Source organism: Chryseobacterium sp. 'Rf worker isolate 10' (assembly GCF_050753305.1).
Lineage (GTDB): Bacteria > Bacteroidota > Bacteroidia > Flavobacteriales > Weeksellaceae > Chryseobacterium.
In genome coordinates this window covers 1238675-1262900 of the sequence record NZ_JBOZOF010000001.1, presented here as the reverse complement: position 1 = coordinate 1262900, position 24226 = coordinate 1238675, and the positions used below count along the sequence as shown (strand labels likewise).

General features: G+C 35.6%; 24 protein-coding genes. 8 read left to right on the top strand and 16 right to left on the bottom strand.

Going from position 1 to position 24226, the window contains the following annotated elements; all coding sequences use genetic code 11:
- The first annotated feature begins 57 nt into the window (after positions 1-57).
- Complete coding sequence (locus LKL37_RS05575; RefSeq protein WP_431609589.1) at positions 58-627, top strand: hypothetical protein; 570 nt, start codon at positions 58-60, stop codon at positions 625-627.
- A 79-nt stretch (positions 628-706) separates the two neighbouring features.
- Here the strand turns inward: LKL37_RS05575 and LKL37_RS05570 are convergent, their stop codons facing one another.
- From LKL37_RS05570 to LKL37_RS05555, 4 genes are all read right to left on the bottom strand, one after another.
- Positions 707-1336 (bottom strand): response regulator, encoded by a 630-nt coding sequence (locus LKL37_RS05570; RefSeq protein WP_431609588.1) that lies wholly within the window; start codon positions 1334-1336, stop codon positions 707-709.
- Positions 1337-1338: 2 nt separating this feature from the next.
- A complete protein-coding gene (locus LKL37_RS05565) occupies positions 1339-3546 on the bottom strand; it encodes a tetratricopeptide repeat-containing sensor histidine kinase (RefSeq protein ID WP_431609587.1) in 2208 nt (735 codons plus the stop codon).
- A 162-nt stretch (positions 3547-3708) separates the two neighbouring features.
- Entirely contained in the window at positions 3709-4161 is a 453-nt protein-coding gene (locus LKL37_RS05560) for a hypothetical protein (protein ID WP_431609586.1), read from the bottom strand.
- Positions 4162-4521: 360 nt separating this feature from the next.
- A complete protein-coding gene (locus LKL37_RS05555; protein WP_431609585.1) occupies positions 4522-4764 on the bottom strand; it encodes a hypothetical protein in 243 nt (80 codons plus the stop codon).
- Between the two features lie 406 nt (positions 4765-5170).
- Here LKL37_RS05555 and LKL37_RS05550 point away from each other — a divergent pair, with 406 nt between their 5' ends.
- The 7 genes from LKL37_RS05550 (at position 5171) to LKL37_RS05520 (ending at position 11766) form a co-directional block, all read left to right on the top strand.
- Positions 5171-5992 (top strand): alpha/beta fold hydrolase, encoded by an 822-nt coding sequence (locus LKL37_RS05550; protein ID WP_431609584.1) that lies wholly within the window; start codon positions 5171-5173, stop codon positions 5990-5992.
- Between the two features lie 188 nt (positions 5993-6180).
- Positions 6181-6750 carry a hypothetical protein gene (locus tag LKL37_RS05545; protein ID WP_431609583.1) on the top strand — a complete coding sequence of 190 codons (570 nt, stop codon included), beginning with the start codon at positions 6181-6183 and terminating at the stop codon, positions 6748-6750.
- Between the two features lie 183 nt (positions 6751-6933).
- Positions 6934-7131 carry a 50S ribosomal protein L35 gene (rpmI, locus tag LKL37_RS05540; RefSeq protein WP_002979658.1) on the top strand — a complete coding sequence of 66 codons (198 nt, stop codon included), beginning with the start codon at positions 6934-6936 and terminating at the stop codon, positions 7129-7131.
- Positions 7132-7250: 119 nt separating this feature from the next.
- Entirely contained in the window at positions 7251-7595 is a 345-nt protein-coding gene (gene rplT, locus LKL37_RS05535; RefSeq protein WP_034694451.1) for a 50S ribosomal protein L20, read from the top strand.
- A gap of 380 nt (positions 7596-7975) precedes the next feature.
- Positions 7976-9154 carry a M28 family peptidase gene (locus LKL37_RS05530; RefSeq protein ID WP_431609582.1) on the top strand — a complete coding sequence of 393 codons (1179 nt, stop codon included), beginning with the start codon at positions 7976-7978 and terminating at the stop codon, positions 9152-9154.
- 63 nt (positions 9155-9217) lie between these two features.
- Positions 9218-10393: a M28 family peptidase gene (locus tag LKL37_RS05525; RefSeq protein ID WP_431609581.1), complete on the top strand. Its 1176-nt coding sequence runs from the start codon at positions 9218-9220 to the stop codon at positions 10391-10393.
- 203 nt (positions 10394-10596) lie between these two features.
- The gene (locus tag LKL37_RS05520) at positions 10597-11766 is read left to right on the top strand and encodes a M28 family peptidase (RefSeq protein ID WP_431609580.1); all 1170 of its coding nucleotides are present in this window, start codon (positions 10597-10599) and stop codon (positions 11764-11766) included.
- Positions 11767-11847: 81 nt separating this feature from the next.
- On the opposite strand, the gene LKL37_RS05515 is transcribed toward LKL37_RS05520, so the two are convergent.
- The 12 genes from LKL37_RS05515 to LKL37_RS05460 all read right to left on the bottom strand — a co-directional run bounded on the left by LKL37_RS05515 (position 11848) and on the right by LKL37_RS05460 (position 24226).
- A complete protein-coding gene (locus LKL37_RS05515) occupies positions 11848-12273 on the bottom strand; it encodes a hypothetical protein (protein WP_431609579.1) in 426 nt (141 codons plus the stop codon).
- Between the two features lie 127 nt (positions 12274-12400).
- Entirely contained in the window at positions 12401-14524 is a 2124-nt protein-coding gene (locus tag LKL37_RS05510) for a TonB-dependent receptor (RefSeq protein WP_431609578.1), read from the bottom strand.
- A gap of 253 nt (positions 14525-14777) precedes the next feature.
- A complete protein-coding gene (gene hisIE / locus LKL37_RS05505; protein WP_431609577.1) occupies positions 14778-15365 on the bottom strand; it encodes a bifunctional phosphoribosyl-AMP cyclohydrolase/phosphoribosyl-ATP diphosphatase HisIE in 588 nt (195 codons plus the stop codon).
- A complete protein-coding gene (hisF, locus tag LKL37_RS05500; RefSeq protein WP_431609576.1) occupies positions 15362-16114 on the bottom strand; it encodes an imidazole glycerol phosphate synthase subunit HisF in 753 nt (250 codons plus the stop codon). Before hisF ends, hisIE begins: the two co-directional genes overlap by 4 nt.
- On the bottom strand, positions 16107-16829 hold the full coding sequence (hisA, locus tag LKL37_RS05495; RefSeq protein WP_431609575.1) for a 1-(5-phosphoribosyl)-5-[(5-phosphoribosylamino)methylideneamino]imidazole-4-carboxamide isomerase: 723 nt from the start codon (positions 16827-16829) through the stop codon (positions 16107-16109). Before hisA ends, hisF begins: the two co-directional genes overlap by 8 nt.
- A gap of 2 nt (positions 16830-16831) precedes the next feature.
- Positions 16832-17410 carry an imidazole glycerol phosphate synthase subunit HisH gene (hisH, locus tag LKL37_RS05490; RefSeq protein ID WP_431609574.1) on the bottom strand — a complete coding sequence of 193 codons (579 nt, stop codon included), beginning with the start codon at positions 17408-17410 and terminating at the stop codon, positions 16832-16834.
- Positions 17411-17412: 2 nt separating this feature from the next.
- Complete coding sequence (hisB, locus tag LKL37_RS05485; protein ID WP_431609573.1) at positions 17413-18507, bottom strand: bifunctional histidinol-phosphatase/imidazoleglycerol-phosphate dehydratase HisB; 1095 nt, start codon at positions 18505-18507, stop codon at positions 17413-17415.
- Positions 18508-18580: 73 nt separating this feature from the next.
- Positions 18581-19606: a histidinol-phosphate transaminase gene (gene hisC, locus LKL37_RS05480; protein WP_431609572.1), complete on the bottom strand. Its 1026-nt coding sequence runs from the start codon at positions 19604-19606 to the stop codon at positions 18581-18583.
- Positions 19607-19652: 46 nt separating this feature from the next.
- A complete protein-coding gene (gene hisD, locus LKL37_RS05475) occupies positions 19653-20927 on the bottom strand; it encodes a histidinol dehydrogenase (RefSeq protein ID WP_431609571.1) in 1275 nt (424 codons plus the stop codon).
- A gap of 322 nt (positions 20928-21249) precedes the next feature.
- Positions 21250-22107, bottom strand: coding sequence for an ATP phosphoribosyltransferase (gene hisG / locus LKL37_RS05470; RefSeq protein ID WP_431609570.1), 858 nt, complete (start codon positions 22105-22107; stop codon positions 21250-21252).
- 248 nt (positions 22108-22355) lie between these two features.
- Complete coding sequence (locus LKL37_RS05465; RefSeq protein ID WP_431609569.1) at positions 22356-23453, bottom strand: glycosyltransferase family 4 protein; 1098 nt, start codon at positions 23451-23453, stop codon at positions 22356-22358.
- Positions 23450-24226 carry a polysaccharide deacetylase family protein gene (locus LKL37_RS05460; RefSeq protein WP_431609568.1) on the bottom strand — a complete coding sequence of 259 codons (777 nt, stop codon included), beginning with the start codon at positions 24224-24226 and terminating at the stop codon, positions 23450-23452. Before LKL37_RS05460 ends, LKL37_RS05465 begins: the two co-directional genes overlap by 4 nt.

Here is a 24226-nt window from a genome sequence, read left to right as displayed (position 1 = left end):
CCAGTGTGTAAGGGAATAAAGTCTAATATCTTTGCTGCAATTATTTAAAGAAATACAATGAAAAAATTAAGTTTGACGATCCTTTTCTGTTTACTAAGTTTTATAACTTTCGCGCAGTCGTTAAAAGTAGTTATTAAACAGGATGGAAAAGTGATTGAGCCAGTGAATGATGTTTATGAACTGAAAAAATCTACTTTCCTGTTCGAAATTACGTCTGCCAACCTGGAAGGATTTTTAGTGGGAGCCACTACAAATAAAGATATTTATGCAGGAGCTCTGGGGCTATTAAGCACAGAAGAGGTTCCATGGTTTCAGAATACAGGCATGGCGGAGGAATTATACAACAAGGACAAAGAAATGTTTTTAATGGATTCCGCTCCTTCGTATTGGTATTACACGGATGCGAAAGACCACAGGTTCGATAAAAATCCTAAAGGCACCGCAAAGCAATGGACTGCCACACGTACGATTACAAGGTTTTATGATATTATGGTAGACCAGCCTATCAATTTGAAAGATTTTGACGGCAGAGTTTTCATCCTGATGTATCAGCCTGAATATAACGACGAATATGATTTAATAGGAAAGAAAAACCTGTTTCAGGCTGCGTTGAAATTCAAAGATTAAAACACACCAATTATTTGATTATATAAGAAAAAGGTCTGCTTTTACGATGTAAGCAGGCCTTTTTTGTAAATGGATGTTTTTATTCGATAATCAAACCGTATTCTATCGCTAATTTTATGGCTGAGCTAAGATTGGATGTCTGGAATTTTTCAATAAGATTTTTTCTATGGCTTTCCACAGTATGCGGGCTGATAAACAGTTTTTCTGCCATTTGATTGGTTGTAAGTCCTTTCGCTGCTTCCCCCAGAATTTCCTTTTCTCTTCGGGTCAGTTTCGGAACCTGATTTAAACCATCTGCTGATTTCTTCTCCAGAACAGACCTGGTTTGAGAGCATAAAAACCGCTTCCCATTATATACAGCAGTAATCCCTTCAAGAATCTCGGAAACTGAAGAATTTTTCTGAATATACCCTAAAGCACCTTCAGTCAGAGAACTGTTAATCACAGGCAGTTCATTATGAACACTCAGGATAATAATCTGAAGATTTCCGTACTTTTTCTTTAAAGGTTTTATGAGTTCGATACTGTTGATATCTGCCAGATTGATATCCAGCAATAAAATATCAATGGAATGTTTTGCCAGGCCTGCATTCATTTCTGAAACGTTTCTGAAACAATCTACTACATCTATCGTATCACTGTTTCCTAGAATATTCTTCAATCCTTCTAAGAGAAGTGGATGATCATCTGTTATGGCTACTTTTATCATGTTTAATGAATAGGAATTTGAAGTTCTATACTGGTTCCAATATTCAGTTCGGAAGTGATGTTCATTGTTCCTTTTAAAAACTGGACTCTGAGTTCTATATTGTGAAAACCAGCTGTTTTTATCATGTTTAAACTTGCAGGGTCAAAACCTTTACCGTTGTCTTCTACGGTAAGATTTAATACATTTTCTTCCTCACTGATCTGAATAATAATTTCAGAAGTATTAGCGTGCTTTATGGCGTTATTGACTAATTCCTGAATGATTCTGTAAATAATCAACTGCTTTTCCTGCGATATGGAATTGCTGTAATTGATAAATTCTGTGTGAATTTCTAGTGCATTATTAGAAATACGGGAAGCGAACTCCTGAATGGCAACTTCCAGACCGTATTTCATTAATAAGTCCGGCATTAGATTGTGCGCAACACGCCTTAACTCCTCTACAGCACCATCAATCTGATCAATTGATTTTGAAATCCCTTCTTCTATATTTTCAGACTGATGAGGGTTCAAATAAGACAACTGATGTTTAGTTCCTGAAAGCAGACCCCCTAATCCGTCATGAAGATCACGGGCCAGACGGCCACGCTCCTGTTCCTGCCCTTCAAGCAATGCTGTAAGCGTAGATATTTTTGAGTTCTGCTTCTCCTTTTCCATGGCTAAAGTATGCAACTCATCTCTTCTCTTGATGGACTTAGCACGTTGTTTATAGGCATAAAGCAATAAAAGGATCAAAACAATAAAGAATATAATGAAGAAAATATAGTAAGTATTGATCTTCTCTTTGAAAGCCAGCAGCTTTTTGTAGTTATTGATATCGTTGTTCTTCTGTTGAGTTTCTAATTTGGCCAGATGAAGCTGCTGTTCTTTTTTCTCTGATTCAAGTTCTGAGAATTTCAATCTTTCGCGCTGATTTTCTTCTACCAGTTTTAAGTTATTATACACTTGTTCACGCTGCGCCCGAAGGATGTTGATCAACTTAATTTCCTGCGCTTTTTTATCACTTTCAAGCTGCAGTTTTATATATTTCTGCTCCTGACGTTCTTTATCAAACTGAGATTCTAATCTTTTGGTAATATCCAGTTTTTCCTGATCGTAAACACTTTTGTATTTGTCTACATAACTTTTATAATACGTCAGGGCTTCTTTATAATTCCCTTGCTCTTCACTAATTCTGGATAAAGATTCAAGAATGGATAATTCTATATTGTGATCTCTCACCGGGCTTTTTCCAATTTCCATGGAGGCTTTTAGAAAGTAAGACTTAGCCAAGTCGTAATTCTTATCCTGTAGAGCCAATTCTGCCAAAATCCCAAATGAAGAAGCAATATGAATGGGGTCTCCTATTTCCAGACTCACACTGTTGGCTAATTTGGCATATTGCATCGCCTTATCACTATCAAAACCAGTGTATAAATTTGCTAAATTGATGGCAGCATAGGAAAGACTGCTCCTATTGAGCATCGCATCCTTATTTTTATTGAAAGTCGTGATAGCCTGCAGATAATACTGCTCAGCTTTATTTCTTAACTCTGTATTTGATGGATTTTGCGTATATTTCTGTTCGTATACATAGCCCATTCGCATATAGGCATCGAAAATAAGATTAGGGTCATTTTGTTTGGATGCCAACAGCAAAAACTGCTTACTGTATTTCTCTTCCAACTGGTATTCATTGAGGTTGGAATAGATAGTTGATAACTCTTTAGCAACGTTACCAAATCTTCCGTACAGCGTGGAAGTGGTTGGTGAGTTTTCATAATATTCGATAGCTTTCAGGTAAGCAGCAACGGCATCAGTTGTTTTATTATTACGGATCAGAATCCAGCCTTTTGCATAGTGCAGATAACCTTTGGCTTCGTTGCTGGCCGTTTTTAAACTATAGGCTTTTGCCATGTCAAGACTTTTTTGGGATTCTACACCTTTATTATCAAGACGATAATTCATGGCCTGCACAGCATACAAAACAGTGGCATACTTTCCATCGGCCTGTTTTGCAGCGATAGAAATATTCGTTTCTAAAATCTGATAAGATTTGAGTTTAAGGTTGTGAAAAAATAAGGCTGTAACATATTTGGGAGCCAGATTCAGCTGTTCTGCCGTATTGCTTGAAGCATGGCTATATTCCTTTTCTAATTTGCTTAAAACATCTTGTGCCTGAATAAAAAACGGACAAATAAGTAAAGTAAATATAAATAGTAACCTGTGCATCAACCCTTTATCTTTATTAAGTTTTAGTATAGTAAAGAATGTAAATATAAGTAAATACCTGCTAATTGATTTAGGAGTCATTTTCTACTTCAAAAATGATTTCATTTTAACTCATTAATTATTTTAAAAGCATTAAAGTATTGATGAAATCCCGCATCATCTTTATTGTTTTATGAGTTCTAACTGCTTTCCTTTTTTCACAATATCAAAAACCATGTCTTTTGCAGGTTTGAAAATCTGTGTTGGAGCCTGGCAGGTTCCGGATTGACTAATGCTGTCAACCTCTATTTTTATCTGGTTGGCTTCGCTGAAATAATACCTACCATATACTTCTGTAAAACAATCATTTCCACATTCCCAGCTATCATAACTTTGGAATTTTTCTTCATCCACAAAATTTACCGCATGAAAATTAAAAATCACTGCAGAATCTATTCTCTTTGACAGCGAATAGGCTTTCTCACCATCAGGGATGATAATTCCACCACTATTAACAATCCAATGGGTATTTTTCAGGTAATTCGAAAATTGTGTTTTTTTCCTTTCAGGGTTTTTGCAGCTGAAAACACTTATTATCGTAAAACTAAAAAAAACTAAAGCAACAGTCTTATTCATTATTGATATCAATTTGTAAAGCATATTTCAGCAAATATTTTTTTCTTCAAAATCAATGATATGGTTTTATAAAACCGGCTATCTGCTTACTTTTACAGCTTCTTCTTCACTCAATTTTATTTGGCTATTGTTTTTACCCATACTTTTTTATTGTAGTGTTTGTTCGAAATAAGAATTAATCATTGAATTGGGTGTGAAAAAGAAAGCTATAAAAGTTATAAAATTAAGAAGGTCAAAATCATTAGATGTTTCACCATTCTATTTTTAATAAATCCTTGAGCCAAAGATAACAATAGGAGCTATACAAAAACATCCCTGATAACAGGGGGTTTTTAATTCATTGGCATCTCCTCAGAAATTTTAAAATACATAATTTCCAGCCTGTTCGAATAATATCACATAAAAATAAAATGCAGCTAAAGCGACTCCAATAGTTCCCGAAATGAGAAATAAGAACATATAATAACGGCTACTTTCATTTTTCTTTCTTATAGAATTAATCATAAAAACAGTGAAGGTGCATAAAAATCCTGTTCCGAAAAATAAAATCAGAACAGCAAGGAACAATGCTCTTTCAAGATGTAAATCTGCAGATGAAAGCATAACGATTTAAATTTATAGGTTAAAAATGAATCCCGAAGACTTGAGGCTGGAAGAAAAAGTTACAGAAACCATCAAGCATAACTGAATTTTATTTATCGTATTAATCATCAATATTAGAGAGAACCAAAAAATATTACAATCCCGGTTATCAGCTATATTTGATAATACACAGCAATTTTCAGAGACTATTTAACACTAATTCTGAGTTTTTTCATAGTAGATTTTTCATAATATAAAGATTCTCAGCTTTTTTTATTTTTAAATATTATTACCTGTATATTATTATTGTTTAAAAATAATTAATCAATTATTATCTTAGATCAAGATGTAGTGAAGATTTTCTATCTACATTTGTGAATATAAAAAAGTCAAATACACTATTTATTAATCATTAAAAAAAGAAACGATGAGCACACTTACATTAAAAGACGGAACAGAAATTTACTACAAAGACTGGGGAAAAGGCCAAACTGTATTTTTCCACCACGGATGGCCATTATCCAGTGATGACTGGGATGCACAAATGTTCTTCTTTTTGGAGAAAGGCTACAGGGTAATTGCTCATGACAGAAGAGGGCACGGAAGATCTGAGCAGACTCCCTACGGACATGACATGGATACTTATGCTTCTGACGTAGCAGAGATTGTGGAAGCTTTAGATCTAAAAGATGTTATCCATGTAGGACATTCTACAGGAGGTGGTGAAGTGATCCGATATGTTGCAAAACATGGCAACGGAAGAGTTTCAAAAGCAGTTCTGATAAGTGCAGTTACCCCTATTATGGTTCAGAATGAGAACAACCCGAACGGAGTTCCAATTTCTGTTTTTGATGATATCAGAAATAATACGGCTAAGCACAGACAGCAATTCTTCATTGATATCACGTTCCCTTTTTATGGTTACAACAGAGAAGGGGCCAATATTTCTGAAGGAATCCAGAGAAACTGGTGGAGACAGGGAATGAGCGGTTCTATCAAAGCCCATTATGATTGCGTAAAAGCTTTCTCTGAAACAGATTTCACCGAAGATCTTAAAAGTGTAGATGTACCTGTATTGGTGATGCATGGTGAAGATGATCAGATTGTACCTTTTGAAACAACAGGTAAAGTGGCTGCTACCCTGCTTAAAAATGGAAAACTAATCTCCTACCCTGGTTTCCCTCATGGTATGCCTACAACAGAGGCTGAAACCATCAATAAAGATTTATTATCTTTTTTTCAATCATAATTAATTTGCATTAAAATATTCTAAAAGCATCGTTTTTTTTTAACGATGCTTTTTAATTAAAATCACTATTTAGTGTTTTAATTAAAATTAAAAATACCTTTAAATAAAGGATAAATTAATGTTTATTTAGTCTCAAATTTGTGATTTAACGTTGCAATAGTTACATTTGCAACGTTAAATTATAACTTATGAAAACCAAATTACTGACTTTATTAAGTCTTCCAATGCTTTTGGCATCTTGTGCTCAGGATAATGATCTTGACAATGTGAATGCGAATACACAAATCGAGAAAAGTATTACTGCAGATGGAAAGAGCGCATCCCGTCTTATAGACCTTACACGTTACAAACTTTTAAAAGAATCTACCAATCACCCTCAGACATTAAGCGCTGGACAGTCTATCAGCATGGAATACAACGGAAGCACTTACCGATTCATCATGCAAACGGATAACAATCTTGTTCTATACAGAGAAAGACCAGGACTTAATACTGTTTTATGGCATTCCAATACGTACAGAAGTACGGGTACTCCATCACTTATTGTACAAAACGACGGAAATATGGTGATTTATAGAGACGGAAGCCCGCTTTGGAGCTCTAATACTGCTGTTAATTATTATGTAGCAAATCCGCATGTGAAGCTTCAGCTTTACTCAAGAACAGGAGCAGCTATTCCTTCAGGATTCAGAATTAAAGTTATTTTGGGAGGAAATAATGAAGAAAGAAACGACATTATTGTTGAAGACTTCTTATAAAAATAATTTTCAGATGGACAACCGCTTCTCTACAGAGGCGGTTTTTCTATATAAATATGATAAAGCCGAAGATTATGAAAGTTCGAATTGATTTTTTTCGTATCTTTGCACACTATTATTCCTAATGTCCTTAGGGGTAACCAAAACAGATATTGATAACAAAAACAATAAAAAAGCAAAACAATGCCAAAATTAAAAACGAAATCAGGTGCTAAAAAGCGTTTTGCTCTTACTGGTTCTGGTAAGATCAAAAGAAAAAATGCTTACAAAAGCCACATCTTAACTAAGAAAGAAACTAAGCAGAAGAGAAATCTTACTACTACTTCTTACGTAGCTAAAGTGGACGAGAAAAGCGTTCAACGTCAATTAGCAATTAAGTAGTTTTTATAAATCTATATTCGGTTTATAAGAATTCAAAACAAATTCAACAATTTAACCCTGAAACGGTGCAAATAAGAGTAACATCAGTTGCCGCCCTTTTCAAAAAAACAATTTAAATTATGCCAAGATCAGTAAATGCCGTAGCTTCAAGAGCTCGCAGAAAGAAAATTTTTAAGCAAGCTAAAGGTTTCTTCGGAAGAAGAAAGAACGTTTGGACTGTAGCTAAAAACGCGGTAGAAAAAGCAATGCAATATGCTTACCGTGGTAGAAAAGAGAAGAAGAGAAATTTCAGAGCACTTTGGATCACTCGTATCAACGCGGGAACTAGAGAGCACGGAATGTCTTACTCTCAATTTATGGGAGCTCTTAAAAAGAACAACATCGAACTTAACAGAAAAGTTTTAGCAGATTTAGCAATGAATCACCCTGAAGCTTTCAAAGCTGTTGTAGATCAAGTAAAATAATGTAGAATAGATTTTGTTATCAATATAAAGTCCCGGGTTTATCCCGGGATTTTTTTTTGCCCTATATTTCAGTTTCTCTTTTATCCACCAAAATTCAGGTTTAATCTACTACAGCTTTTAATGAAATTTACCATATCAATACCTATGCATCTTAATTTCAGCAACGAAATAATAAAAATCAAACATAAAAAATCAAAAATAAAAGAAAAATATAAACAAATACGATTGATTGAACAAAATACAAACAGTCATAATGATAAATCAAATAAAATAAAACAGAATTACTAAAAACACAAGCAATAAAGCGGATTTAGAGGTGATTATTAACAATAAATAACGATTTATTATTATATTAGCAATCTCTAAAGAAAGTATCAAAAATGAAAAAAGCTGCAGTTTTTTTACTGACGTCTATCGCACTACAAACTATTGGTGCACAAAGTTTTATTCAGGTCTATAAGGATAGAGCGGATATGGTTACCCAAACCAACATCAACACCAATCTTCAGGAATTTGCCGCATTGGGAACTAAAAAAACAGGGACAACAGCAAATAATAATGCTTTTGACTGGCTTAAAAATAAATATCTGTCGTACGGATATACAGCCAGCGACTTTTCTGAAGATGCCTTTACTTATGGAGGTAATACGTCAAAAAATTTAATTATTACCAAAACCGGAACTTTATACCCTAACAAATACGTCATTATCTGTGGGCACTATGATACGATTGTAGGACAAGGAGTAAGCGATAATGGCAGCGGGACTTCCATTATTCTTGAAGCAGCGAGAATTCTGAAAGATATCCCTACAGAATATTCAATCAAGTTTATTCATTTTTCCGGGGAAGAGCAAGGTCTTGTAGGAAGCAACCACTATGTAAATAATGTTGCTTACCAGGGAGGTACTCGTGTTCTGGATATAAAATTGGTTCTCAATATTGATCAGGTAGGAGGTCTTATAGGAAATAACAACAATACAATCAACTGTGAAAGAGATGAAGGCGGAATATCTTCCAACAACGCAATCTCTAATACAATGACTCAGGAACTGATGACCTGCACTACCCTTTACTCTCCTCTTCAGACCAATCTTTCTCATGCTTACAGCTCAGATTATATGCCCTTTGAGGCAAAAGGATACACCATTACCGGATTCTATGAAACCATCCAGAGTAGTAATGAACATACCGTGAATGATACTTATGCCAATCTTGATCCTGTATATATTTTTAACGTAGGAAAAGCAGCTGTGGGAGCATTGCAGCATTTTGCTGCTGCCACTACAAGCAGCAATCTTTTAAATACAAAAGAAACTGTACAGAGCTCAGCTGAAGCAATCAGAGTGTATCCCAATCCCGCAAAGGATCTTATAAAAATAGAATTTCAACAAAAGGTAAAACAATTCAAAGTTGAGATTAATGATATGACAGGAAACACCGTCCTGAATGTTGAAAACGAAGAGAAAATTAATACTTCAGGACTTAAAAACGGAGTTTATATGGTTACCATTAAAACAGATAAAGGAAACACCACCAAAAAAATAATTATTAATAAATAATATCAGCGTGAATACTGATGTGAATCTTAAACTTCATCAGTATTTATGGATCACCATCATATAATGAAGAAAATCTCTACTTTTTTACTGGCAACCATTGCCATGTACAGTGTTGAAGCTCAAAGTTTTATTCAGGCTTATCAGGACAGAGCCAATATGGTCAGTCAAACTAATATTACAACCTCTCTTCAGGACTTTGCTCTTTTAGGAGTAAAAAAAACAGGGACAACAGCAAATAACAATGCTCTGGAATGGCTTAAAACCAAATATCTTTCCTATGGTTATACTGTCAGTCAGATAGCGGAAGATCCGTTTACTTCAGGAAGTTATACCTCTAAAAATCTGATTATTACGAAAACAGGAACCGTATATCCGAATAAATATGTCATCATCTGCGGGCATTTTGATAGTATTACCGGCTTAGGAATCAACGATAATGGAAGCGGAACTTCTATTATCCTTGAAGCAGCAAGGATTCTAAAAGATGTTCCAACGGAATATTCGATAAAATTCATTCATTTTTCCGGTGAAGAGCAAGGACTTTTAGGAAGCACCCATTATGCTAACACAGTTGCCTACCAGGGAAGCAACCGTGTTTTGGATATAAAACTGGTCTTTAATCTGGATCAGGTGGGTGGTGTAATGGGAAATAATAACAATACGGTTTACTGTGATGAAGATCAGGGAGGACTTTCAACAAATAATGCAGCTTCTACTGTTGTAACCCAGGAACTAAGAAACTGTACTGCACTCTACTCTCCTCTTCTTACGGCTGTAGATCCTGCTGAAGACACAGATTACATTCCTTTTGAACAGAAAGGTGAGGTCATTACAGGTTTTTTTGAAAGAATCCGAAGCAGTTATCCACATACAGTGAATGATACTTTTGCCAATACAGATCCTGTTTACATTTACAATATAGGAAAAGCATCAGTGGGAGCATTACAACATTTCGCTGTTGCTACCGGTACACTGGGCACTCATGAAGCTGTTGCAAAAAACACTCTGGAAACAGTAAAAATTTACCCAAATCCGGCAAAAGATGTCATCAATATTGAACTACCGAATTCCGGAATTAAGGATTTTACTTTTGAAATTACCGACTTTCAGGGGCGATCCATTTTCAAGAGATCCAATGAAACAAAAATTAGTGTTTCCGGACTGGAAAATGGTGCTTATCTTGGAGTCTTAAAAGCGGGAGATCAAACTGTTGTAAGAAAAGTGATGATTGAAAGATAATTTGCTATAAAACTTATTAAATAGAAAACCTCTGAATGGCTTCAGAGGTTTTATTTTTTACCAACGCTTACAATTCAATCATTTACAATAAAAATCACAAAATAGATATGATATTCATATTAAATTTCATTTTATTCTGAAATATTAAACACTTTATTGTGATTTATTTACTACATTCGTGTTACCAAAATAATATTATTTATATGAAAAAATTCACAACACTTTTGTGCACTGCATTTGTGATGCAGTACATCGGGGCTCAAAGTTTTATCCAGGCTTATAAAGACAGAGCTGATCTCGTTACCCAGGCTAATATTACCACCAACCTTCAGGAGTTTAGTAATTTAGGCGTAAAAACTACTGGTTCTGTAGCCAATACCAACACTTTGAACTGGATCAAAAACAAGTATACTTCTTATGGCTATACTGCCAGCCAAATCGTAGAAAGCCCTTTTACATTCGGAAGTACGAGCTCTAAAAACTTGATTATTACCAAAACCGGAACGCTTTATCCTAACAAGTATGTTATTATCTGCGGGCATTTTGATACCATTTATGGTCCGGGAGTGAATGATAATGGCAGCGGAACGTCTATTATTCTTGAAGCAGCAAGGATTCTTAGAAATGTTCCGACTGAATACTCTATCAAGTTCATCCATTTTTCCGGTGAAGAACAAGGATTAAAAGGAAGCAGCCATTATGTGAATAATGTAGTGTATCAGGGAGGTGTGCGTAAATTGGATATCAAACTGGTCATTAACCTGGATCAGGTAGGTGGTGTAAAAGGAAATAACAATAATACGGTGTATTGTGATGAAGATCAGGGAGGTGTTTCCAGCAACAATGCAGCTTCCGCAGCGGTGACTCAGCAGCTGAGAAACTGTACGGCACTCTACTCTCCTCTTCAGACGGCTGTAGACCCTGCAGAAGATACAGACTATATTCCTTTTGAACAAAAAGGCGAAGTGATCACCGGTTATTTTGAAAGGATTCGAAGCAGTTACCCGCACTCTTCTAAAGATACTTTTACAAATATGGATCCTGTATATGTATATAATATCGGGAAGGCTACTGTGGGCGCTTTACAGCATTTTGCAACGGCAACTACTACAATGAGCAAAGCTGCTGCTAAAAACTCATTGGAAGCTGTAAAAATCTATCCAAATCCTGCCAATAATGTTATCAATATTGATTTACCGGATTCCAAAGAAACTAACTTCAGTTTTGAAATCAGTAATTCTTTGGGAAGATCTCTTCTGAAAGTAAATAATGAAAGAAAAATTGATGTTTCCAGTTTACAAAACGGAGTGTACATTGGAATTTTGAAAGTGGGTGAAGAAACACTTGTTAAGAATATCATGATTGAAAGATAAAAGATCAATTAGTTTATAATTAAAAAACAGCAGGAATATTCCTGCTGTTTTTATTTACTGAAGAATGTGTTTAAATATTTTTCACTTCAAACAGTTATTTTTTAATGCCAGTTCTTTGATTTTAGAAACAATAGCCTGTTCATTAATAAAGCCATTTTTGATATCTGTTAACAATTCCTCCAGAGTTACTTTATAAACATCCGCTTCATTAAATGAAAGAAAACGTATAATCTCATTTAAAGCATGATCGAAATCTTTAAGCTCACAATAAGATAAATATTTTATCTGAGAAGCCAGCTCATTGTGCTCATCTTTCTGTAATAAATTATCAGAAATATCAATAGCCCATTGGTATTCTCCCAACTTATACCAACAATTTGCCATAAACAATAGTCTATAATTTTCAGCTTTTGGAGACAATCCATTTATATTTTGCAAAATAGTAACAGCAGGCATATATTGCCCATCATTCATTAGATCCTGAGCTTTCTGCAACTCGTTAATCATATGTAAGAGTTTATTTTTAAATCCCTAAAATAAGTATTCTTTCAAGAATATGATGTCTGGAACTTCACGTAAAAAATATAGCCCTTTTCGAAATGGAAAAGGGCTTTTATTATAAAGAAGATTCAGATTAATAATTAAAACTAAGAGAAACCGTATAATATCTTCCGTTTCCGCGTACGTATTCTGCATCACGTGCAGTATACATAGAGGTTGGAGTGAAATAAGAGGTATTGAATACATTCTCTATCCCAAGACCTACGGTCAGGAGTTTATTCAGTTTATAGCTTCCCTGAACATTAAATAGGTTAAAGCTTTTCACAGGACCTTCACCTTCATCATACTTTCCGGAAGCAGCAGGCTCGAACTTATCTCTTTTGAATGAGTACATGTGATAGACACCCAATTGTAATTTCTGAGCTTTATCATTCCATTTAATGAAAGAATTCAACCTTGCTGGCGCAATTCTTAAACCACTTAAATATTTTTCGTAGCTGTTGTCATTTTTCACATCTACTTTTCCTTCCTGATACGTATAATTGGTTCCGATGGTTAATCCCTGTGTCGGATAGATATTTACTGCCAATTCTACCCCATTAATGTACTGAGGTGCACGAAGTGGTGTCCAGAAACCATTCACAGAAACCAGATCTGCTCCCAGTTTGGAATAATTGTAAAAATAGCTGGCTGAAAAATCTACATACTGCCCGATTTTACTGTTGAAACCAATTTCATAATTATCAATCACTACAGGATCGGTATTGATTTCGCTTAAGACATTGCTCTTTGCATCTCTTAGGACACGGCCGAGATCATAGATATTAAATCCTCTGGAATAAGAGGTGAAAGGCTGAAAGAAATCAAATGCTACATAACTCACTCCTACATTATAAGATAGATTTGAATAGTTTAATTTTCCTCCTTCTACATTGAAGGGAACATCTTTGTTGGAAGGCAAAGTAGTATAATCCGGAACTTTTACAGACATTTTATCCCATCGGACTCCTGCCTTTAGCGTCAGATCATCAGTAAGGAATAGTTTTCCCTGTACGAAAGGTGCTGCAGCCAGCATATTCATTTCAGGAACCCACATTCTTCCATCTACCAGGGGCTGACTTGTTTTTTCATTTAAAAGATCCAGACCATATGTCAATGAACCTTTTAATCCCTTATCTTTCCCAAACTCTGTATTGAAGTCTGCTCTGAAACCGTATTTCTTCTCTAAAATGGCCGACTGTCCTCCTGTTTTCCATCTCGGCGCATTTCTGTAGTCATAAATGGTATAAAAATCCTGGAAATATAAGGTTGTATTGAGGGTTGTGTTACGGAAAATATTCTTATTGATATATTTAAGATACCCGTTGTGGTTATATCTTGTCCCTTCTTTCACTCCTTCTCTGTCTCCTAATTTACCGGTAGAAGGCTGTTCGCCGTATTTTCCCTGATCCAGAATATATTTGGAATCCTGCAGACTCGAATAGTAATTATACATTACTTCCAATCTGTTATTCTCATTCAGGTCATATCCTATTTTCGCGAAAATATTATTGACAGCAGTCTCACCCAACCCATATCTTGGATTCTGAACTAAACCATCACCATCTATTTTTACTCCGTTTTGGGTAAGCGTACCATTTACCAGATAATCGAACTTACCTGCTTTTCCAAAGAAGCTTTGTGAAACTCTATATCCTGCACCACCATATGATTTGAACATTTTATTATTAAACAAATCATGGCTGGTAAATCCTAATACAGTTCTACCTGAAAAAGTTTTACCGGAAGTGCTTTTCTGGGTAATATAATTAATGATTCCTCCTTCTGCGCCATTCCCATAAATGGATGTTGCTCCTTTTACCACTTCAATCCGCTCTAAAACGGAAGGATCAATGCTTCTGATTTCTCTGTCATTGTTACGTAAAGGGCTGGATTGCGGAATTCCGTCGATCATGATCAGAACATTTCGTCCTCTTAATGTCTGTCCTCTATTGCTTACCAGGTTATTCCCAAATGCTAATCCGGGTACTTTGTAGGCAAGAATATTACTGAGATCAACAGAGATCAATGATTGTTCTGCAATTTCTTTTTTGTTGATGATATTAACTGTAGAAGCTGTTTTCTTTACAATTTCCGGAGATCTTGATGCGGTAACAATCACTTCATCAAGCCTGTTCTGTTCTAATGAATCTTTTTTCTGGGCAGCCACTTGAGAAAATGCCACAAGGCTTCCGATTAAGAAAATAGATTTATTCATACTTAAGTGTTATTTAGAATAATTAAAAACAAAAGTACGATTTTTGACAGCCTTTGAAATTTGGGTGTTTTAACAACCTTTCGTTTGGTATAGTTTTAAATTAATTCACTAATCACATTTAAATAAAATAATCCATCCATATTACTATTACAGTTTATTTTATAAACACCAGCTGATAATCGTCATGTATAAAAACTGCTTTTATAATTTTTTTCTGTCGTAATGAAAAAACCTTTGAAATAATTCAAAGGTTTTATTTATCTCTGTTTTTAAGAATTTCTTCAATTTCTTCCAGTGAAAATCCTTTGGCTTTCAACAAAATCAGGAAATGGTACAACAGATCTGCGGCTTCATTTTTAAAGAGTTCTTCGTTATTATCTTTTGCCTCAATAACAAGTTCTACAGCTTCTTCTCCTACTTTTTGAGCCATTTTATTAATTCCTCTCAGGTAGAGAGAATAAGTATAGGAACCTTCAGCTTTAGTATCTATTCGTTGTGATATTTTATCTTCCAGTTCATACAGAAATCCTTTGGCATCCTTTTCTCCGAAACAACTGAAACTTCCTGTGTGGCAAACCACATTCTTTGGAACGGCTTTAATTAAAATGGTATCCTGATCACAGTCAATGTCAATACTTTTTACCGTTAAAAAATTACCCGACTCCTCACCTTTTGTCCAGAGCCTGTTTTTGGAACGGCTGAAAAAGGTAACAATTCCTTCTTCTTTTGTTTTTTCAAAAGCTTCTTCATTCATGTAGCCCAGCATCAAAACCTGCAATGTTCTGCTGTCCTGAATGATTACCGGAACAAGCCCATTATCTTTATTAAAATCTATTTTCATCGTACTTCTATTTTTTGAGTTTTTAACTGTTGTTTTAAATCCTGAATACCTATTTCATTAAAATGGAAAATGCTGGCTGCCAACCCTCCTGTAGCTTTGGTTTCATTAAATACTTTAACAAAGTCATCTACCTTACCAGCACCTCCGGAAGCAATCAAGGGAATACTGATATTATCCGAAACAAGCTTCGTAATCCGAAGGTCAAAACCATTTTTTGTGCCATCACCATCCATTGAGGTCAGCAGAATTTCGCCTGCTCCAAGAGATTCAGCTTGTTTTGCCCATTCTACCGTAGAAAGTTCGGTGGCTTCTCTTCCTCCTTTGACGTGAACCAGATCTTTATCACCCACTTGTCTTGTATCAATAGCCACCACAACGCATTGGCTTCCAAATTCTTTGGCTAAATCAGAAATAAGTGCCGGATTTTTTACCGCCGAGGAATTGATACTGATCTTGTCTGCACCTGCTTCCAAAAGCTTTCTAACATCTTCCACAGACGAAATTCCACCTCCCACTGTAAAAGGGATGCTGAGCTCTTTGGCAATCTCTTTTACCAATTCTACAAAGGTTTTTCTGTTTTCAATAGTTGCCGTAATATCAAGAAAAACAAGTTCATCTGCTCCTTCCTGTTCATATTTTTTGGCAAGCTCTACGGGATCTCCTGCATTTTTAAGGTCTTCAAAATTGATTCCTTTCACCGTAGCTCCATCTTTAATATCCAGACATGGAATAATTCTTTTTTTAAGCATTTTCAATAAAATTTTGAAGTTGTTGTAAGCTTATTTTTCCTTCGTAAATTGCTTTTCCGATGATTGTCCCCGCACATCCTATATCTTTCATTTTATACACATCAGCAATCCCGGAAATCCCTCCGCTTGCCACCAGCTGAACGGATGTTTTATATAAGATTTCAATATAAAGCCCTGTTGACGGACCTTCCAGCATTCCGTCTTTTGCAATATCAGTACAAATGGTGTTTTGTATTCCTTTTTCCTGATACTGAAGGATGAAATCAATGATGTCATTGTCACTTTCTTCAAGCCAACCGGAAGTTTTAATCTTTCTGTTGTCACAATCAGCCCCGAGAATAATTTTCTCAGCACCATATTTTTGGATCATTTCGTAGCAAAATTCAGGATTTTGTACTGCAATACTTCCTAAAGTAATCTGTTTTGCACCAGAATTAAAAGCGGTTTCAATATCTTCCTGAGTTTTTAAGCCTCCTCCAAAGTCGATATGCAGCGAAGTAGAATGAGCAATATTTTCCAAAACCTTCTGATTGACAATGTGCTTTGATTTTGCCCCATCAAGATCTACCAGGTGAAGAAACTGAATGCCGAAACTCTCAAATTCTTTTGCCACTTCTACAGGATCTTCATTATATATTTTTTTTGTGCTGTAATCTCCTTTTGACAGACGGACACATTTACCGTCAATAATATCAATAGCCGGAATTATTTTCATCATTATAAATTTATAAAGTTCTTAACGATCTGATTACCTACCATTCCTGATTTTTCAGGGTGAAACTGTACTGCATAAAAATTGTCTTTCTGCAATGAGGCGCTAAACGGCAGGATATAATCACAAACAGAAGTTGTAAAGTCTGAAAGCTCACAATAATAGCTGTGAACGAAATAAACATCACTGCTCTTTTCAATTCCTGAAAACAGTGATGAAGTCTGCCCTGAAAGCGTATTCCATCCCATATGCGGAACAATACCCTTTGCTGGAAATTTTCTGACATTGATATCAAAAATCCCCATTCCTTCAGTATTTCCTTCTTCATTTTCCTTACACATCAGCTGCATACCCAGACATATTCCCAGAACCGGCTGTTTAAGACTTGGAATTAGAAGGTCAAGCTCTCTTTCCTTCAGCAGTTTCATAGTGGATGAAGCTTCTCCCACCCCTGGAAAGATCACTTTGTCAGCTTTTAAGATCTGCCCGGGATCATCGGTGATTATAGAATCTACATTCAGTCTGTTGAGAGCGTTCTGAACAGAGTTTACATTTCCTCCGTTATATTTTATTATGGCAATCATATTTATAAACTTCCTTTTGTAGAAGGTAAACTGTAATTACTATCTGATTGGTTCACTGCCATTTTAACGGCTTTTGCAAAAGCTTTAAAGATGGATTCGATTTTGTGGTGTTCATTATCACCTTCTGCTTTGATATTCAGATTGGATTTTGAGGAATCTGTAAACGATTTAAAGAAGTGAAAAAACATTTCCGTAGGTACATCTCCTATTTTTTCTCTTTTAAACGGAGCATCCCAAACCAGCCAAGGTCTGCCGCCGAAATCAATAGCCACCTGAGAAAGGCAGTCATCCATCGGAAGCAGGAAACCATATCTTTCAATTCCTTTTTTCTTTCCTAAGGCTTGTAAAATAGCTTCCCCCAGTACAATTCCTGTATCTTCAATGGTATGGTGCTCATCTACAGCAAGATCACCTTTTACTTTGATGGTTAAATCCATATTTCCGTGTCTCGCAATCTGATCCAGCATGTGGTCAAAAAAGTGAAGTCCTGTTGAAATATCTGCCTTTCCGTTTCCATCAAGATTGACTTCAATTTCGATATCTGTTTCATTGGTTTTACGGGAGACTTTAGCCTTTCTCATTCCGGATTTTAAGAACTTATAAATATCTGACCATTTTGTTGTAGATAGCTCAGCTTCACTATTTAAGTTTTGATTAAGATAAATTGCTTTAGATTTCAGATTTTTAGCGAGTTGAACATCTGTACTTCGATCACCAATTACATAGGAATTTTCAAGGTCATAATTGCCATAGATATATTTGCCTAACATTCCGATTCCTGGTTTTCTGGTAGGAAGATTTTCGGATTCAAAGCTTTTATCAATTAAAATATCACTAAAAATGATCCCTTCATTTTCAAATGCCTGGAGCATTTTTTCATGAGGTTTTATGAAATCTTCTTCAGGAAAACTATCCGTTCCCAGCCCATCCTGATTAGTTACCATTACCAGTTCGTAATCCAATTCATTGACAATTTTTGCAAGATTTTGAAAAACACCCGGATAAAACTCAAGCTTTTCCAGAGAATCTACCTGAAAATCTGTAGGCGGTTCAATAATCAGGGTTCCATCGCGGTCTATAAAGAGTACTTTTTTCATATGTTTTTATTTTTTTAACCATTAAGATAAAACTTAACTTTTCTTTATCTTCTTTTTTCTTAACGGTTTATATTTATATTCCTTTTAAAAGGTTAATTAGTTTCTCATTTTCTGCACGGTTTCCTACATTAATTCTGATACATCCGGGAATAGCCGGATCTCTTCTGCTGGTTAAAATTTCCTGTTCCAACATTCTTGTATATACTGAATCAATATTTTTCATTCTGATCAAAAAGAAATTGGCATCTGTGGAAAATACTTTTGCAATACATACAATACCTTCAAACTGCTGTTTCAGCCATGTTCTCTCTTCCAGAATACGGTTTACGTTTTCCTGAAGCCTGTTTTCTTCATCTAACGTCTTTAAAATAAGTTCCTGACTCAAAACATTCACATTATATGGTGCTTTTACCGTATTGATCAGGCTGATAATCTCTTCAGACGCATAAGCCATACCTACCCTTGCTCCGGCAATTCCCCATGCTTTAGAAAAAGTTTGCAATACAATCAAATTAGAATATTTTTCCAAAAGCTCCAGACTTGATTTTTTCCCGGAAAATTCAATATAAGCTTCATCTACCACTACAATTCCGTTGAAATTCTGAAGGTAAAATTCAATATCATCCACACTGTTTCCCGTAGGATTATTGGGTGAACATAAAAAGAAAATCTTCAGTGAAGGATCTTCGGCCGTCTTTAAGAAATTATCTTTTACGATTTCAAAGTTTTCATCCAGATTCAGCTTTGAAACTTTATTCTCGTTGATGGCTGCATAGAAACCATACATCGCAAATGATGGATTCATCATCAGAATAGCATCTTTTTTAGGCTCACAGAAAATTTTAATGATAAGGTCTATCAGCTCGTCGCTTCCGTTTCCTATGGCAATCTTTGAGGGTGAAACATTTTTGATCCCCGCAAGCTTGCTTTTAAGCCTTTTCTGGGTAGAATCTGGATAGCGGTTGCATTCCCCGAATGGACTTTCATTGGCATCCAGCATAACGGGAGCATTAAATTCATTGTGATCCCTGAAACTGATGTAGGGCCGTAATTGTAATATATTTTCTCTTACGAGTGTTTTGATACTGTTATTTTTCATTGTATTGATTTTCTTAAATTTTGCGTCTTTGCGTTTTCCAACATTCTTACTTTAGTCTTATCGACACTGCATTTTTGTGAGCAAACAATCCTTCCGCTTCTGCCATGAGTTCTATTGTTTTTCCTAAATTCTGAAGTCCTTCTTTTGAAAGGTGCTGGAATGTTATTTTTTTCACAAAGCTATCTAGTGATACTCCACTGTAATTTTTCGCATAAGCATTCGTAGGAAGTGTGTGATTCGTCCCGCTGGCATAATCTCCTGCACTTTCACAGGAATAGTTTCCAAGGAAAACGGAACCTGCATTCTGAACCTCCGGAATATATTTTTCAAAATCATTAATTGCCAGAATAAGGTGTTCCGGAGCATAAAGATTACTGAATGCAAGGGCTTCTTCCAGAGAATTCACTAAAATAAAAGAGCTGTTTTCCAAAGCCTGCCCAGCAAATTCATTTCTTGGTAAGTATTTGATTTGCTTATCAACAGCCTCTATTGTCTCTTCAAATACTTTAAGGTCTGTCGTAATAAAAACAACCTGACTGTCACTTCCGTGTTCTGCCTGTGAAAGAAGATCTGCAGCACAGAATTCCGGAACGGCTTGTTCATCGGCTATAACAAGCACTTCACTTGGCCCGGCAGGCATGTCAATAGCTACTCCATAACGCTGCGCATATTCTTTTGCTGCTACGACAAACTGGTTTCCAGGACCGAAAATTTTATTAACTGCAGGAATGCTTTCTGTTCCGAAAGTCATAGCAGCAACAGCCTGTGCTCCACCTGTTTTAAAGATTTCCGAAACGCCACAAAGTTTTGCTGCATAAAGAATTGCAGGATTAATATTTCCATTTTTGTCCGGTGGTGTGCAAAGAACTATTTCTTTACATCCGGCCAGATTTGCAGGAACCGCCAGCATCAGCACTGTAGAAAATAAAGGAGCTGTTCCTCCCGGAATATAAATCCCGACTCTTTCTACAGCACGGTTTTCACGCCAGCAAACAACCCCTTTTGTGGTTTCAATCTTCTGAATCTCCGTCTTTTGAGAGGCGTGAAATATTGATATATTTTCTTTTGCCTGTTGAATAGCTTCTTTTAATTCATCGTTGATCTGTTTTTCAGCCTCCTGAATTTCAGTATCAGAAACTTTTATGTTCTCGGTTTCTGCTTTATCAAACTTTTTGTTGAATTCTATTAAAGCTTGATCTCCATTTTTTTCAACTTCAGCAAATATTTCTGTAATCAGACCTGAAATTTCTTTCTGCTCCAAAACCGGGCGTTTAACCAAGTCTTTCCAAGTGTCTTTTGTGGGATATCTGTATATTTTCATTGTACTTTCTTAATTTTTTTGAACCATTAAGATTCTTTTTAAGTTGTTAAGTTTTATTAAGATCATAGCTGAAGCTATTTTATTCAGCTACTTGAGACCTTAATAATTCATTTTTTATAAACGCAAAGGCGCAAGTTTTTTTAATCTTTACTTTTTTAAGGTGCAAGAAAATCCTAAGATTTTCAGCAAGTGCGTTAGTATAGTTTTGTGATTTAAAATGGCATTCAATTTTATCGCAGATAAAATCTTTGCGCCTTAAAGCAGTATCAAATTCATTTTTATTGCGCCTTTGCGTTAACCAACATTCGCTATTATTATTTTTCTAAATAACCATTTTATCAATTGGAATGATTAAAATATCCTGAGCGCCATTTTCTTTGAGTTCGTCAATGACATCCCAGAAACGTTCTTCATCAATAACAGAATGAATACTGCTCCAGCCTTCTTCTGCTAATGGAATAACTGTTGGGCTCTTCAGTACAGGAAGAACCCCGGCTACTTTCTGGATTTTTTCGTTGGGAACATTCATCAGAATGTATTTTGAATTTTTTGCTTTTAAAACAGACTTGATTCTAAATACAAATTTTTCAAGAATGGCTTCTTTTTCAGCCGATAATTGAGGCGTTTGAGCCAAAACAGCTTCCGATTTCAGTAAAGTGACTGTTTCTCTTAATCCATTTTTGAATAAAGTACTTCCAGAACTGACAATATCGCATATTCCATCTGCAAGACCAATATTTGGAGCGATTTCTACAGAACCGGAAATCACGTGAATGTCTGAAAGAATTCCTTCTTTTTCTAAAAATTTTTTAAGGGTATTTGGGTAAGAAGTGGCAATCTTTTTGCCCTGGAAATAAGAAATTTCATCGGTCTCTACTTCTTTGGGAACAGCCAGTGAAACACGGCATTTTGAAAATCCAAGCTTTTGAACAGTCTTAATGTTTTTAGCTTTTTCAATCAGAAGATTTTCGCCAACAATAGCTACATCCACCACTCCGTCTTCCAGGTATTGAGGGATGTCTGAGTTCCGAAGGTACATGATTTCCATCGGAAAGTTATCTACTGAAACTTTGAGTTGGTCTTTACCGTTGTTGACAAAGATTCCGCAGTCTTTGAGAAGCTGAAGGGATTCTTCGTAAAGCCGGCCGCTTTTTTGGATCGCAATTTTTAATTTACTCATTTTGCCTTTTTTTGGGTCCGAGCAAATAAAAACTGATCTATTGAAATTTCTGAGGAGAATTCAGGAAACAAAAAAACCGCCTATTTACTCAGACGGTTTTAATTATTTTTGATTTTAGCACAAACTTATATCAATCAATTCCGCCTAACAGAGATGATGATGATAATGATGTAATGCTAAAAAAATTGGTTTCATTGTATTGAATTATGATGCAAATGTAGGATTTATTTTTAAAATGCAAAGTTTTTTCAAATAATTTTTTGATAGAACTTTATCAATTCCTTTGCAATAGGTTCGTCATTAAACTTCTGAACAAACTCGAAACCCTTTTCCTCACGGCGTTTTCTCTCGGATTCATTTTCCCAGAGAAATTTTAATTTGGACCGGATATCAAGATCATTATCAGGATTTACATATACAGAGTCTTTTCCTCCCGCTTCAGGCAGACAGCTGGTATTGCTGGTAACGACGACAGTTTTGGAGAAAAGAGCCTCAATGACAGGGATTCCAAAGCCTTCAAAGAAGCTCGGATAGACAAAAATATCGGCCAGTTTATAAAGACAAGCCAGCTCATCCATAGAAACACCTTCCAGGAAGAGCACCTGCTTTTCCATTTTGTTTTTTTTCAGGAAACTTTCTATTTTCTGGTAATATTTGGTTTTTCTTCCCACTACAACGAGCGGAATTTCTGTCCCGCTGATTGCCTTTACAACATTCAAAAGATTCTTACGGTCTTCGATGGTACCAACATTCAGTATAAACCTTTCCGGAAGCTTAAATTTCTCTTTTACTGCCTGCATCATTTCCGGAGACTGCTGTTCTTTAAAAGCATGATGACATCCCTGATAAATAACTTCAATTTTATTCTCAGGAACTTTTAAATACTGAATAATATCTCTTTTGGTTTGTTCTGAAATAGCAATAATTTTGTCCGCTGAATCAGCCGCTTTTTTAAATTTCCAGAAATGGATTTTCCTGTCAAAAAAAGAATAATACTGCGGATACCTTACAAAGATCAGATCATGAATGGTAACGACCTTTTTAATAGGTTTTGGATCCCATTTTAAAGGAAGTTCGCCGGATAAGCCATGGAAAATATCGGCTCCTTGTTTTTGAGCATCTTTACCCATTTTCAGCTGACGGGAAAGGCTTCCTTTTGAGGTTTCAATAAAGTGAACATTAGGACGTTCCAGAATATCTTTTCCCCTCTCCGACTTATTTTTGTTGAGTAACAGGTATTCATTGCCCGATTCGTATTCTGAAAGGATTCTTACAAGATCTCTCGAGTAATTTCCCAGACCGGATGTGTTGTGGAAAAACCGTTTTGCATCAAAGGCAATCTTCATCGTTCTATCTGTTTTTGAAATTCCTGGAATGTACCGAATGTATATCCCTTTTCTTTGAGCCAGCCTACAAACGAATCAAATCTTTCCACCATGTCTTTTCCTGAATTTTTTACTGTAAATCCAGGAAGTTTAAAAGCTTCATCTTTGATTTCTGCAAATTCCCACGGATGAAAATAAATGTTCAGATATTTGTCTTTTTTCAAACTGTCCGAAGCCAGCTTTTTATAGAAAAACAAAGGAAAATTGTGAAAGCTTAACCAAAATAAAGGAATTCTGAAATTAGGAGAAACCGAAGCCGGAACCTGAGTTACATTTCCTTCTTTGAAATACGTTCTGGATACTTTTAAATTATTATATCTTCCCGGCAAAAATGTAGGATTGATGGATGAATTGTATGAATATCCTGCTCTTTCCACTTCTTTTTCGTCTACAGGCATCATTCTTGGCATTCTTAATCCGGTAACCTTTGTAGAAAATAATTCTTCCAGTTTTTCTCTTGATTCCTTCAGGTGTTTGTCTTCAAATTCTGAATGAAACCAAGTGTGAGAAGCCAGTTCGTGACCTTCATTTAACAACCTTTCGATAAGATGTCTGCTGTTTTCTGCAAAAACTACTGTGGAAAAAAAAGTAGCTTTAGCATTATGTTTTTTAAGGATATCGAGAATTCTCTCTAATCCTGTCTGTGAAATTGAAATCTGCTTTTCAAAGGGAATTTCACCCTTATATTCTAATGGCATATCAAATTCTTCAATATCAAAACTCAATAAAACCAT

Coding starts and splice junctions, on each gene's coding strand:
- LKL37_RS05515 (WP_431609579.1), bottom strand. CDS start 12,273: ATGATTAACGAGTTGCAGAAAGCTCAGGATCTAATGAATGATGGGCAA.
- LKL37_RS05565 (WP_431609587.1), bottom strand. CDS start 3,546: ATGCACAGGTTACTATTTATATTTACTTTACTTATTTGTCCGTTTTTT.
- LKL37_RS05575 (WP_431609589.1), top strand. CDS start 58: ATGAAAAAATTAAGTTTGACGATCCTTTTCTGTTTACTAAGTTTTATA.
- LKL37_RS05525 (WP_431609581.1), top strand. CDS start 9,218: ATGAAGAAAATCTCTACTTTTTTACTGGCAACCATTGCCATGTACAGT.
- hisD (WP_431609571.1), bottom strand. CDS start 20,927: ATGAAAATATACAGATATCCCACAAAAGACACTTGGAAAGACTTGGTT.
- rpmI (WP_002979658.1), top strand. CDS start 6,934: ATGCCAAAATTAAAAACGAAATCAGGTGCTAAAAAGCGTTTTGCTCTT.
- hisB (WP_431609573.1), bottom strand. CDS start 18,507: ATGAAAAAAGTACTCTTTATAGACCGCGATGGAACCCTGATTATTGAA.
- hisA (WP_431609575.1), bottom strand. CDS start 16,829: ATGAAAATAATTCCGGCTATTGATATTATTGACGGTAAATGTGTCCGT.
- LKL37_RS05510 (WP_431609578.1), bottom strand. CDS start 14,524: ATGAATAAATCTATTTTCTTAATCGGAAGCCTTGTGGCATTTTCTCAA.
- LKL37_RS05465 (WP_431609569.1), bottom strand. CDS start 23,453: ATGAAGATTGCCTTTGATGCAAAACGGTTTTTCCACAACACATCCGGT.
- LKL37_RS05460 (WP_431609568.1), bottom strand. CDS start 24,226: ATGGTTTTATTGAGTTTTGATATTGAAGAATTTGATATGCCATTAGAA.
- LKL37_RS05545 (WP_431609583.1), top strand. CDS start 6,181: ATGAAAACCAAATTACTGACTTTATTAAGTCTTCCAATGCTTTTGGCA.
- LKL37_RS05560 (WP_431609586.1), bottom strand. CDS start 4,161: ATGAATAAGACTGTTGCTTTAGTTTTTTTTAGTTTTACGATAATAAGT.
- hisC (WP_431609572.1), bottom strand. CDS start 19,606: ATGAAAAATAACAGTATCAAAACACTCGTAAGAGAAAATATATTACAA.
- hisIE (WP_431609577.1), bottom strand. CDS start 15,365: ATGAAAATAGATTTTAATAAAGATAATGGGCTTGTTCCGGTAATCATT.
- LKL37_RS05555 (WP_431609585.1), bottom strand. CDS start 4,764: ATGCTTTCATCTGCAGATTTACATCTTGAAAGAGCATTGTTCCTTGCT.
- LKL37_RS05550 (WP_431609584.1), top strand. CDS start 5,171: ATGAGCACACTTACATTAAAAGACGGAACAGAAATTTACTACAAAGAC.
- LKL37_RS05570 (WP_431609588.1), bottom strand. CDS start 1,336: ATGATAAAAGTAGCCATAACAGATGATCATCCACTTCTCTTAGAAGGA.
- LKL37_RS05530 (WP_431609582.1), top strand. CDS start 7,976: ATGAAAAAAGCTGCAGTTTTTTTACTGACGTCTATCGCACTACAAACT.
- hisG (WP_431609570.1), bottom strand. CDS start 22,107: ATGAGTAAATTAAAAATTGCGATCCAAAAAAGCGGCCGGCTTTACGAA.
- rplT (WP_034694451.1), top strand. CDS start 7,251: ATGCCAAGATCAGTAAATGCCGTAGCTTCAAGAGCTCGCAGAAAGAAA.
- hisF (WP_431609576.1), bottom strand. CDS start 16,114: ATGCTTAAAAAAAGAATTATTCCATGTCTGGATATTAAAGATGGAGCT.
- hisH (WP_431609574.1), bottom strand. CDS start 17,410: ATGATTGCCATAATAAAATATAACGGAGGAAATGTAAACTCTGTTCAG.
- LKL37_RS05520 (WP_431609580.1), top strand. CDS start 10,597: ATGAAAAAATTCACAACACTTTTGTGCACTGCATTTGTGATGCAGTAC.